Source organism: Sorangium sp. So ce385, assembly GCF_051474135.1.
Taxonomy (GTDB): domain Bacteria; phylum Myxococcota_A; class Polyangia; order Polyangiales; family Polyangiaceae; genus Sorangium; species Sorangium cellulosum_D.
Map to the genome: position 1 here is coordinate 1,297,120 of NZ_CP150337.1, position 11,964 is coordinate 1,309,083.

The window sequence follows — 11,964 nt, forward strand, 5'->3', positions numbered from 1 at the left end:
CGGCGAGCGCCCGAACGCGCCTACGTCAACCATTCTGCATCGATACGTGGCGCAGCAGCAAAACTCAGCCTGGGCGACATCGGGAGGGCGCGCGAGCTTCACGTCGGAAAGTCGGTCGACGCCGAGACGGCGCGCCACGCGGCGAGCTCCTGCGCCACGAGCGCGTTCTTCGCCTCGATGGCCGCAACGGCGTCGGTGCCGAGCGGAAGACGGAGCGGCGGGTTCTTCGCGCGGGAGAGCTCGACGACCACGCGGGCGAGCCGCACCGGGTCGCCAGGCTGCTGGAGGCTGACCTCCTTCGCGTGGCTCCGGACCTTGCCCGCGGTCTCCGCATAATCGTCGATGACCTTCCCCGTCGTCAGGGTGGACTTCGCCTCCAGGAACTCCGTCCGGAAGTAGCCCGGCTCGAGGATCGTCACCGCGACGCCGAGCGGCGCGAGCTCCGCGTGCAGCGCCTCCGAGATCCCCTCGACGGCGAACTTCGTCGAGCAGTAGATGCCGAACCCAGGCCCCGACCGGTAGCCGCCCAGCGACGAGAGGTTCAAGATCAGGCCGGCGCGCTGCTTCCGGAGCTGCGGGAGCGCGGCGCGCGTCACCGCGAGCAGGCCGAACACGTTCGTCTCGTAGACGCGCCGCACCTCGTCGCCCTGGGTCTCCTCGACCGCGCCGACGACGCCGTAGCCGGCGTTGTTCACCAGCACGTCGATCCGGCCGAACCGCGCGACGGCAGCCTCGACCGCCGCGGCGACGGACGCCTCGTCCGTCACGTCGAGCGCAACGGGGAGGAGCGCCTCATGCTGCCCGAAGCGGTCCGTGACGCTCCTCGGATCGCGCGCGGTGGCGACCACCCGATCGCCGGCGGCGAGCGCCGCGTTCGCGATCTCCGCGCCGATGCCGCGCGACGCTCCCGTGATGAACCAAACACGCTTGTTCTCGCTCGCTTCCATGGGGATCTCCTCTTCGTGGTCCGGGGCTCGCGGGTTGCGCCCCCCTCACACGAGTGAAGATGCAGCATCCCGACCATGAAGAAAATCAGCGAAACGCTTGAAGCTCTATGAATCTGCGGTTCATAATCGGGCATGATCGACGCGCTCGACGGGCTCACGACGTTCCTCGCCGTGGGCCGCTGCAAGAGCTTCACCGCCGCCGCCGCCGCGCTCGGTGTCACCCCCACCGCCGTGAGCCAGAAGATCAAGCTCCTCGAGCGACGGTACGGCGTGGTGCTGTTTCAGCGGACCACGAGGCGCGTCGCGCTCACCGAGCCGGGCGAGAGCCTCTTTCAGCGCCTGCAGCCCGCGATCGCCGACGTCGAGGGGGCGCTCGCCGCGCTCGGCGACTACCGCGGGCGCCCCTCCGGCAACCTCCGCATCACCGCGCCGCGCATGAGCGGCGCATGGCTCCTCGCGCCGCTCGTGGCGCAGATGCGGGAGGCGTACCCGGAGCTGTCCATCGAGGTCTCGCTCGACGATGCCTTCGTCGACCTCGTGGCAGCCGGCTTCGACGCGGGCATCCGGCTCGGCGACGCGGTCGAGAAGGACATGGTGCGGGTCCCGATCACGAGCGACTCGTCGTGGTCGATCGTCGGCTCGCCGGCCTACCTCGCGGAGGCGGGGCGGCCGCGCTCGCCGGAGGACCTCGTCCGCCATCGCGCCATCCGCCAGCGCCTCATCGCGAGCGGCACCGTGTATCGCTGGGAGCTCGAGCGCCGGGGCAAGACGATCACGGTCGATGTCCCCGGCGGCATCGTCGTCGACGACATCGCGCTCATGGTCGCGCTCGCGTGCGCGGGGTCGGGCCTCGCGTACGTCCCCGACCAGGCCATCGAGCGCGACCTCGCCGAGGGACGGCTGGAGCGCGTGCTCGAGGCGTTCATCACGAAGGGACCCGGCTTTTACCTGTACTTTCCGGCGCGCACCCAGGAGCAGCCGAAGCTCCGCGCGCTGATCGAGAGCGTCGCGAGCGCTCGCGGGCAGAAGGCCAAGCGTCGTTCGGGTCGGACCGGCGCCTCCGGCGGCGAGGGCCCCGCGTGAGCCCGAGCCCACCCGCGGCCCGGCGCGGCCGCCGCTGCGGCGCCTCGCCGCCGCCCTCGGCGCCGGCGCTGCCCCCTCACGACGACGGCCGCGTTGCCTCGGTTCAGCCGCCGCCGGCGCGCCGCACGGCGACGCCGACGCCGGCGGTGCTCCAGCAGTTGCTCACATTCCAGGAGATGGTGGTGTTGGAGTTGGCCACGAGGTAGCCGGCCAGCGCGACCATGGTCGCCGGCGAGGTCTGGCGCAGGTTCATCGTCGAGGTGGCCGAGGTTGGGCTGATGGTGGGGCTGGCGTTGGCGTTGCGCGCCGCCATCAACGTGTACACGAACGAGTTTGTCGCGCTGAAGTTGGTGGTGACCCCTCGGGCCGTGCCGTTGCAGTCCGTCGCGTTGTTGAGGAGGCCAGTCGAGGTGGTGCTCGCGAACGGGTTCGACTGATGCACGCCCTTCAGCTCCACCACGTTGGCGAAGGACACGCCCCAGCTGGCCGAGCTCGCCATCTGCACCACCACGGGCCTGGTGCCGGTGGTGGCCGGCAGCTGGCTGTCCAGGAGGTAGTAGATGCGCGCAGCGGCGTTGCTCTCGGTCGTCACCCCGTTGAAGAGCGTCATCGGCGTGCCGTCGTAGGTGACGCTCACCGGCACGAGCGCGTTCTCGGAGGCGACGACCCCGACCAGGACCATGCGATCGTTGCCCGACGGCGACTGCAGCGCGTGGTTCACGGTGATGATGGGCGTCACCATCCCGCTGGCGCTCGCGCTGCCGGTGCTCGAGTTGACGACGACGATGTCCGGCGTGACGACGCAGCTGCCGTTCGAGCAGATGGGCCTCGCTCCCGAGCACACGTGGCCGCAGTCGCCGCAGTTGCTGGAGGTGCCGAGCTGGGTGGTGCAGCCGTCGCTCGGGTCGCCGCACGCCTTCCAGCCAGGGTTGCAGGTGGGCACGCAGGTGCCGGCGGTGCAGGCGACGGCGCTCGCGTGCGCGTTGCTGCACACGTCGCCGCAGTCGGCGCAGTTGCTGACCGTGCCGAGCTGGGTCGTGCAGCCGTCCTGCGGGTTCGCGCACGCCTTCCAGCCCGCGCTGCAGGTGGGCACGCAGGCGCCGGCCGTGCAGGTGGTGGCGCTCGCGTGCGCTGTGAGGCAACGGGTGTCGCAATCGCCGCAAGAGTTGATGTCGCTGGCGGTGTTCTTCTCGCAGCCGTTCATGCCGTTGCCGTCGCAGTTGCGCCACGTGCCGCTGCACACCGGCCGGCACTCGCCGCCGCTGCAGCCGTTGCTGGTCACGTGCGCGCCGGCGGCGGTGCTGCACACCTGGTTGCAATCGCCGCAGTGGCTCGGGTTCGTGGCGGTGTCCGTCTCGCACCCGTTGTTCGCGTTGCCGTCGCAGCTCTCGTAGGCTCCGGCGCACACGGGGTTGCAGCCCGACGAGCTGCACGTGTTGCTGACGACGTGCGCGCTCGACCCGCTCTGGCACGCGAGGTTGCAGCCGAGGCAGTTGCTCTCGTCGTTCCACAGGTCGATGTTGCAGCCGTTCTTCGGTACCCCGCAGTCGTCGTACTGCGCGGTCGTGCACACCGGGTTGCAGACGCCGTCGACGCACTGGTTGCTGGTGGTGTGGATGGTGTTGCACTGGGTGCTGCAGTCGCCGCAGTGCGCCTCGTCGGTCCTGACGTTGGCCTCGCAGCCGTCGCTCAGCGAGCTGTTGCAGTTGGCGTAGTCCGCCTTGCAGCCGACGAAGGCGCAGGCGCCGCTCTGGCACGTCGCGGTGGCGTTCGCGTAGATGGTGTTGCAGTCGACGCCGCCGGCGGCCGCGCAGGCGCCGCAGTGGGTCTGGTTGGCGTTGACGTTCGTCTCGCAGCCGTTGTCCGGGTCGCCGTCGCAGTCGCCCATCCCGCTGTTGCAGGTCCTCACCTTGCATTCGCCGCCCTCGCACTTGGGGGCGCCGCCGGCGATGGTGCAGGTCTCGCCGCAGCCGCCGCAGTGGCTGAGGCTCGTGTCCGTGTTGGTCTCGCAGCCGTTGTCGTAGATGCCGTCGCAGTCGGCGAAGCCCGGCGCGCAGGTGCCGACGGCGCAGCCGGTGGCCGTGCACTTGCCGGTGCCGTTGGCGACCGTGCACAGGCTGCCGCACGTGACGCAGTTCTCCGGATCGGCGGCCAGGTTCACCTCGCAGCTGTCTTCGGGGTCGCCGTTGCAGTCGCCCCTGCCGGCCGGGCAAACCGTCTCTCCGCACTCACCGTCGCGGCACCAGGGCCTGCCGCCCGCCGTGGGCTTGCACTCGATGCCGCACCCGCCGCAGTTCAACACGTCGCGGGTGACCGCCCTCTCGCAGCCGTCGCCGACGAGGCCGTTGCAGTCGGTGAAGCCCTCGTCGCACTCGACCTTGCACTCCGACGCCTCGCAATACGCGTCGCCGTTCACGGCCGGGCACAGCTCGTCGCACGCGCCGCAATGGCTCGAGTCGATCGCGGTGTTCACCTCGCAGCCGTTCTCGGGGTCGCCGTCGCAGTCGGCGTACGGCGCCTCGCACGCCTTGACCTTGCAAGCGCCGCCCTGGCACTCGGCCGTCGCGCGCGGCAGCGCGCATTTCTGGCCGCAGTCGCCGCAGTTGTCCACGTCGCCGCGCAGGTTCACCTCGCATTCGCCCTCGACCTGGCGATCGCAGTTGGCGTACCCGTCCGCGCAGGTGGGGCCGCACACCCCGTCGATGCAATCGTTGCTGAGGCAGTCCCTGCTCGAGCGGCACGTCTTTCGGTCCTCGCAGCCCCCGCAGTCGGCGCCGCAGTCCACGTCGCTCTCGGTGCCGTTGTGCACGCCGTCGGTGCAGGTCGGCGCGACGCACAGGCCCTCCTGGCACACGCGGCTCTCGCAGTCGCTGCCCTGGTTGCAGTCTTGGCCGGTCGCGCACTTCTTGTCGCAGCTGCCGCCGCAATCGATGTCCGACTCCGAGCCGTCTCGGGCGTCGTTCATGCAACCCGCTTCCTGGCAAATGCCGTCGATGCACTCGCCCTCGGCGCAGTCGCGGCTCGCGGCGCAGCCGGCGCCGAGCGGGCACGGATCGCACTCGCCGCCGCAGTTCAGGCCCGTCTCGCCGTCGGACTGCGTGTCGTCGGTACAGTGCGCCGGGGCGGCGCCGCCTTCCGGCGGGAACTCGAAGTCCGGCACGCTGCACGAAACGGCGGAGATCCCCGCCGTCAGCGCGGCGGCCGAGAACGCGCGGAGAAGCGCGAAGCAACGCAGAAAGCTCGGGGTCGACATCCACCGCCAAAAGTACCATCCTCCGGCGGATTTCGCGGCCACAAATCGCGACAGCGCCGGGAACAGCTCGGGGAACAGCGCCGGGAACAGCGCCGAGCTCTGCCGGCGCGCTCGCACCTCCGACGACGACGCGGCGCGGCGTCGCGCGCCGCGGAGGCCGCGCCGCCACGTTGACAGGAGCGGAGACGGCAAGCCACTATGGTAAGCCTCGCATGAGGAATCTCCTACGGATGTTCCGCGTCGCAGCGGTGAGGAATTTTCTACGAATGTTCCGCGCCGCGGCGGTGAGGAATTTTCCACGAATGTTCCGCGTCGCGGCGGTGCTGCTGCTGCTCGAGGCGCCCGCGCTCGCCCAGGACGACGACGCGCTCAAGCGCGCTCGCGCGCAGTTCCAGCAGGCGACCGAGCTGGAGCAGGCTGGCAACTGGGCCGCGGCCCTGCAGCAGTTCCGCGAGGTCGGCCAGGTGCGGATGACGCCGCAGGTGCGCTTCCACATCGCCGTGTGCGAGGAGAATCTGGGGCGGCTCGTGGCCGCGCTCGGCGGCTACGAGCTGGCGCTCGCCGAGGCCGACGCCGTGGGGCCCGATTTCCGGGGCGAGGTCGAGCAGTCGATCGGCCGGCTGCGCGCCCGGATCCCGAAGCTCGTCATCGCGCGCGGCAAGGGGGCGGCCTCCGCGGCCATGGCGCTCGACGGCGTCGCCCTCGGCGGCGCGTCGATCGGCGTCGAGGTGCCGCTCGATCCCGGGCCTCACGCGCTCACCGCCAAGGCGCCCAATCACAGGCCGTTTCAAAAGACGGTGGAGCTGAAGGAGGGCGGGGTGACGCGCGTCGAGGTGACGCTCGAAGCGTTGCCGCAAGAGCTGCTGATCCGGGCGGGCGCCTTGCCGGACAAGCCGCCGTCCAAGGTGGTGCCGTTCGTCGTCGGGGGCGTCGGCGCGGCGAGCCTGATCGGCTCCGGGGTGCTGTTCGTGCTCCGCCAGGGGGCGCTCAAGGATCTGGAAGACGCCTGCGGTCCGGGCGGCAAGTCGTGTCCGCCCTCCATGCAGTCGCGCTACGACGACCTCAAGTTCTATCACTACGGCGCGCAGGTGGCGCTCGGCGTCGGCGTCGCCGCGGTCGGCACGGCGACCGCGATCTTGCTCCTTCAGAAGAAGCCCAAAGAGCCCGCGAAGACCTCGCTCGCGCTGGTGCCCGTCGCGGGCGCATCCGAGATAGGGGCGAGTCTCTCGGGCGCGTTCTGAGCGTCAGAACCCCGGATCGTGCTTCCACGATTTGGGCGGCGCGGACGTCGGCGTCGGGCTCGGCGGCTTGGCCTGCTCGGCGGACTTGTCCCGACGGCGGGGCGCTGGGCTCGCGTGGGACGCCGGGCGCGACGCCGGCGCTGCGCTGGCCGAGGCGGAGGCAGAGGGCTCGACGGGGGGCGCGCCGAGCTCGGCCGCGGGGGGCGCCGCCGCCTCGGGAGGCGCGGGCGCCGGCCCCTCCGCCTTGGGGAGCGCCGGCGCCGGGGCGGCGGTCGCGTCCACCAGCGGAGGAGGGGCGGGTGCGTCGGCGCCTCGGAGCAGCAGCACGGCGAGCACGCCGGCGGCGAGGAGGCCGAGGATGGCGACGGCGAGCGGCGCGCGGCTCCTGGGGCGCGCGAACGGAGGGAGCTCGTCGTCGAGCGCGCCCCTTCCGGACGCGCCCGGGGCCGCGCGGCGGATGTCGACGGGGTTGAAGGCGCTCACCACCGAGTGGCTCGTGCCGGTCACGTCGGAGATGCCGAGGTTGCCGCTCGGCGGATTGCGGTCGGCGCGCTCCAGCGCTTCGGCGAGGGCCGCGCGCGTCTGCTGGTGCTCCTCCTCGAACAGCTCGCGGATGAAGGCGGCGACGTCGTCCTCGGTGGCGCGCTGGTTGGGCGGCAGCGCCCTGTCGAGCGCGCGCAGCAGCTCGTTGGCCGTGGCGTAGCGCTGGTCGCGCTCTTTTTCGAGCGCGCGCATCAGCACGGCCTCGAGCGACGGCGGGTAGCTCGGCTGGAACGTGCGCGGCGCCACCACCGGGTCCGGCGACGAGATGGCGAACAGCGTCGCGCCCTCGGATTCCCTGCGGAACGGGTGTTTGCCGGTGGTGAGCGCGTAGAGCACGATGCCCATCGCGAACACGTCGACGCGCCGGTCGATCGGGTCGCCGCGCACCTGCTCCGGCGCCGTGTAGCTCACCTTGCCCTTGAGCTGGCCGGCCTTTGTGGTGCTGTCGTTGAACGCGGTGGCCTTGGCCACGCCGAAGTCCACCACCTTGGCCATGCCGTTGTACGTGACCAGGATGTTCTGCGGGGAGATGTCGCGGTGCACGAGGCCGACGAGCTTGCCGCCGTTGTCCTTGAGCTCGTGCGCGGCGTGCAGGCCGGCGCAGGCCTGCGCCACGATGCGCACGGCGATCGGGATCGGCACGCCGGTCCGCCGCTTCGCGACCTTCATCACCTGGCTGAGCGGGACGCCGTCGATCCACTCCATCGCCAGGAACAGCACGCCGTCCTGCTCGCCGAGATCGAGGATCTCGACGGCGTGCGGGTGGCGGATCTGGGACGCGAGCGACGCCTCCAGGAGGAACATGCGCTCGAACTGGTCGTCCTCGGACAGCTTCGGCAGCATCGTCTTGACGGCGACGATCTTCTGGAAGCCGCGCGTCCCCTTCAGCCGCGCCGCCCACACCATGGCCATGCCGCCTGCTGCGATCGGCAGCAGCAGCTCGTAACGACCCAACACGGACCCGGGCCCGAGCTCGGCCGCGTTGGTCGCTAAGACGTTCGGCGCAGGATTCACGCTACTCGCAAGGTTAACTACGGCCCCTCACTGTACGAGTGGGCGGCGAAACCAAGCAAGGGCCTAGCGCAAGAAACACGACGGAGACAAGCCGCAATTGTCGCACCAACACCCCCACTCCCTTACATCTTCCGGCAGCCGGCGGGGGCGCTTCGCCGGTGAATCGCCGCTCCCGCAGGCCGTGGCGTGAAGGCGGCCGGTCTGGAGCATGGATGGGTTGTAGATAGAGCGTTGTTTTCCCGGAGAGCTGGATCGCAGAGAGGTTGTTGATACGGCGCCACTTTTCCAGGAAACAGGTGGATCGGGGAAGGTGCTTTATGTCCACCAGCGCATGCAGCGCGACTGGATGGTGGGTGGGACGGCCGCGACGAGGATCTTGACTTTCGGATCGCGTTTGGAGGTCCTTCCATGGAACGTAGTGTCAAGACAGACCAGAGCTGCCGTCGGGGCCGGAACCGCATGGGAGACGACGTCATCGTCGTGCGCCCTCCGTCGGACGGCGTGACGATTTCTTGCATCGCCTGGTGCGTCTGGGCGAAGCTCGGACGCGCCGATCTCGGTCACGCCGCGCCGAGAGAGGGGTCAGGCGGCAACCTGGTCCCTCTTTGTCGTCATGCCGAGACCAGCGAGCTTACGGGGACCCTCAACCCCCACGTTGGCGCCGACGTCGCCAGCGGCCGCGCTGAACGCGCCGCTCCAGCGAGGGGCTCATGCCAGGAGTCGCGATGTCTCTCGATGAAGCACATAGTGAGGCGAACGCCCCCGCGACGCCGCACGCCACACACGTGCCGCGCCATGTAACCGATTATTATCGTACAAAGACCGACTCTATTCTCAAGAAATATGGCCCTGGGCCCCGGATCCATTTCCATGTAGGGCTGCTCGACGCGCCGCCTACGGTCGGCGTGCGCGATCCGCTGCATCACCGCCGTACGATCGTAGCCGCGCAGGAGGCGCTCATGCGGCTGGCCGCCGAGTCCTGGGACGCGCGGCGGTGGCTCACCGGCGAAGTCCTGGATGTAGGATGCGGTCTGGGCGGCGGCTCGCTGTTCTGGGCGCAGGAGTACCAGTCAAACGTAACCGCTCTCACGGTCGCGGCCGAGCACATTCCCATCATCAATGAGCTAGCGCGCCAGGCCGGCGTCGCTCCCAGGGTGAACCCGGTGCTCGCCGACGCCTGCGCGTTCCAGACGCAGCGGCAATTCGACGCCGCGGTCGCGTTCGAGGCCTCGTGCTACCTGCCGCGTCAGGCCTGGTTCCGCCGTCTCAAGGAGCTCGTGCGCCCGGGCGGCGTTGTGTGCGTCGAGGAGCCGTTCGCCCGCGCTGGCGACTACCGCGTGCTGTTCGACCGGTACTGGCGGACGCACGTCGGCAGCGTGCAGGAGTACGCCGACGCCGCTGCCGCCGCAGGCTTCACGCTGGAGCAAGACGTCGATTTGACCGATCAGACGGCCGAGTTTTGGCGGCACAGCATCGCCTGGTCGGAGAGCGTACTGGCGACCGAGGAACTCGAGATCGACGAGCGGCGGCGCCTGGCTACCTCTATCCAGCAGCATGAATATTTCTACAATGCATGGCGGCTGCACGGTATCGAGATACGAATACTCAAATTCCGTCTGCGATGATGGGCCCGCGTTTCTGGAGGACTACTGTGAACCTGAACCCACGTGTTCTCGAGCGACTGATAGCCTTCGGCGACGGCCTGGAGGGCTTCGCCGAATCCTACGCCGTTGATGGCTTGGAGATGGCTCATGGCATGATCGAGGGGGTTCACGACCTGAGCGGTCGCTTTGTCCCTGGCATCGGCGTCGAGGGTGACCGCGCGCTGTGGATAATCGCCCTTGATCTTACCTGGTTGCTCTGGCTCGACGACCGGATCGACACCAGCGCCGCCTCCGCTCGACACATCGACTGGAAGCCGCTCCTTCACGTCGACGAGCAGGCGTCTACGTCCGCTGAGGGCCTCAGCTTTATCCGGATGCGCGCGCACATGGCGCGAGAGGCGGCCACCAGCGCCGCATTCACGAGGTGGCAGGATACAGCGGTCGACCTGTTCCACGCCTACCGTGAGAACTGGCTCTTGTCGGCCGGCGAGCGAACGTGGGGTTACGCGGAGTACCTCCAGAACGGGGAGATCAGCATCGCCCTGCCGCACTTTATCACCGCAGTGTCACTGGCCTGTAACTACGGTCTGGAGTCGCGCACAGACGCGGTGTACACGCGCATCATCAGGAACCTTGCCCTCGCTACGCGTCTACAGAACGACGTGGCCAGCGCCGAAAAGGAGCGCTCGATCGGGGACCGCGCCAATGCTGTGTTGCTCGTGGAGCGGTTCATGACGCAAGACCAGGCACGAGAGTTCGTGCAGGCCGAGCGGTCGAGCTACGAGCGCGCGCTGCTCAAGGATCTGGAGCGGCTCCCGGCGCACGATCTCCTGGTTAAGCTCGCGAACGTTATCCTCGCCACGATGGACGTCTTCTATCAGGACCCGCGCGAGCGGTATATGGTAGCCTCGCCGCTCCGCGCCCACACGTAGCGGAGAGCCGCGGAAACGCGAGATCGGGGGAGCACCACCATGGCAGCTCCTCGTCAGCGTCGGCCGCCGCACAACGTTGTCGTTCTGCCCTCGCGCGGCGCCCAGTCCGACGACGAGCGCATGACGCGCGGGCCCCCCTCGCGCCGGGCTTACGGCTGCTTGACGAGATAGTACGTCGTCTTGTCCTCGAGCTCCGAGAGGCTCTTGAGGCGCAGGATCGTCGTGTCGACGGGATCGATCGTCACGGCGTACGGATAGGAGGTGAGCTGGCCCCCTTCCGGCGCCAGGTTGGCGAAGCATTCGTCGGCGGTGCAGCTGCACGCATTGTAGTAGGGCATGACGCAGAGCTCGACGCGACCGCAATCCACCCGCGTCGCTTCCTCGAGAGAGCGGCCCGCGTAGCAGCCCCCCGGCTCCTCGCAGCTCGAGCTGCTGGAGACGAAGCTGTAGAGCCCGTCGTCGTACATGCAGGCATAGCAGTGGCGTGCGTGCGGAGAGAAGACGGGCGTCTGCGTCGCGCACCAGCCGTCCCACACTTGCATGACCCAGATGTGAAACGACATCTCGCTGCCGCGACCGCTCTCGGCGACGACGGAGTATTTGAAACCAGGGTATCTCTTCACGTACAAGAGCCCCATGATATCGTTGGCGTCGTTCGCCTCCCTGGTCGTGAGGTAGGGGTCGTGAGGGGCGGAGATCGGGGGAAGGTCCGTCGGTTCCCCGAAGAGGAGCGTGCCCTGGCCGCTCGCGTCGAGCACGAGCTCGATGCGCGCGGGGCCGCTGCCGGTCACCCAGGTCCCCGCGAGCGGCGCGACCTCGAGCTCCGCGCCCTGGAGGCCCGCGTCGTGCGCGGCCTTCAGCGCCGCCCCGATGTCCGGACACGCCTCTTCTGGCGGCGGTTCCAGCCCTTGATTTGTATCCACGGTGTTCAGGCAATGCTCGGGCGGGAAGTCGTCTCGCCCGCCCATGCCCGTGGCGGTGGTGGTCCAGCCGCCCATGCCCGTCGCGGCGCTGGCGCCGCCGCCCATGCCCGTGGCGGTGGTGGTCCAGCCGCCCATGCCCGTGGCGGCGGTGCCCCCGCCGCCCATGCCCGTCGCGGCGGTGGTGGCCGGCGGGAAGCCGCCCATGCCCGTGGCGGCGGTGGTGCCCGGCAGGGAGCCGCCCGCGCCGGGATCTCCACCCCCGCTGGACCCGTCGCCAATCTGGAGCTCCATCCCGCAACCGCCGAGGAGCGGCGCAGTCGCCGCAAGCGAAGCGAGGAGAACGAGGTTCGCGGCGCGCCGCGGGAGCGCGGCGCGCGAGGAGAAGCGATTCGACATGGGTCATCTCCATCGAATGGACCGCATC

At 69.6% G+C, this 11,964-nt stretch carries 8 protein-coding genes; 4 read left to right on the forward strand and 4 right to left on the reverse strand.

Annotation, left to right across the window (positions count from 1 at the left end):
- Positions 1 to 98 precede the first annotated feature (98 nt).
- Complete coding sequence (locus WME83_RS04865) at positions 99 to 947, reverse strand: oxidoreductase (RefSeq protein WP_437318081.1); 849 nt, start codon at positions 945 to 947, stop codon at positions 99 to 101.
- A 132-nt stretch (positions 948 to 1,079) separates the two neighbouring features.
- Here WME83_RS04865 and WME83_RS04870 point away from each other — a divergent pair, with 132 nt between their 5' ends.
- Positions 1,080 to 2,030: a LysR family transcriptional regulator gene (locus WME83_RS04870; RefSeq protein WP_437318082.1), complete on the forward strand. Its 951-nt coding sequence runs from the start codon at positions 1,080 to 1,082 to the stop codon at positions 2,028 to 2,030.
- A gap of 103 nt (positions 2,031 to 2,133) precedes the next feature.
- Here the strand turns inward: WME83_RS04870 and WME83_RS04875 are convergent, their stop codons facing one another.
- Positions 2,134 to 5,283 (reverse strand): hypothetical protein, encoded by a 3,150-nt coding sequence (locus WME83_RS04875; RefSeq protein ID WP_437318083.1) that lies wholly within the window; start codon positions 5,281 to 5,283, stop codon positions 2,134 to 2,136.
- A 302-nt stretch (positions 5,284 to 5,585) separates the two neighbouring features.
- Here WME83_RS04875 and WME83_RS04880 point away from each other — a divergent pair, with 302 nt between their 5' ends.
- Positions 5,586 to 6,524: a PEGA domain-containing protein gene (locus tag WME83_RS04880; protein WP_437318084.1), complete on the forward strand. Its 939-nt coding sequence runs from the start codon at positions 5,586 to 5,588 to the stop codon at positions 6,522 to 6,524.
- Positions 6,525 to 6,527: 3 nt separating this feature from the next.
- On the opposite strand, the gene WME83_RS04885 is transcribed toward WME83_RS04880, so the two are convergent.
- On the reverse strand, positions 6,528 to 8,081 hold the full coding sequence (locus WME83_RS04885) for a serine/threonine-protein kinase (protein WP_437318085.1): 1,554 nt from the start codon (positions 8,079 to 8,081) through the stop codon (positions 6,528 to 6,530).
- A gap of 725 nt (positions 8,082 to 8,806) precedes the next feature.
- On the opposite strand from WME83_RS04885, the gene WME83_RS04890 reads away from it, so the two are divergent.
- Both WME83_RS04890 and WME83_RS04895 read left to right on the forward strand, forming a co-directional pair.
- Positions 8,807 to 9,706: an SAM-dependent methyltransferase gene (locus WME83_RS04890; protein WP_437318086.1), complete on the forward strand. Its 900-nt coding sequence runs from the start codon at positions 8,807 to 8,809 to the stop codon at positions 9,704 to 9,706.
- A 26-nt stretch (positions 9,707 to 9,732) separates the two neighbouring features.
- Positions 9,733 to 10,617 (forward strand): terpene synthase family protein, encoded by an 885-nt coding sequence (locus WME83_RS04895; protein WP_437318087.1) that lies wholly within the window; start codon positions 9,733 to 9,735, stop codon positions 10,615 to 10,617.
- 149 nt (positions 10,618 to 10,766) lie between these two features.
- Here WME83_RS04895 and WME83_RS04900 read toward each other — a convergent pair whose 3' ends face one another.
- Positions 10,767 to 11,936: a hypothetical protein gene (locus tag WME83_RS04900; protein WP_437318088.1), complete on the reverse strand. Its 1,170-nt coding sequence runs from the start codon at positions 11,934 to 11,936 to the stop codon at positions 10,767 to 10,769.
- Between the last annotated feature and the right edge of the window lie 28 nt (positions 11,937 to 11,964).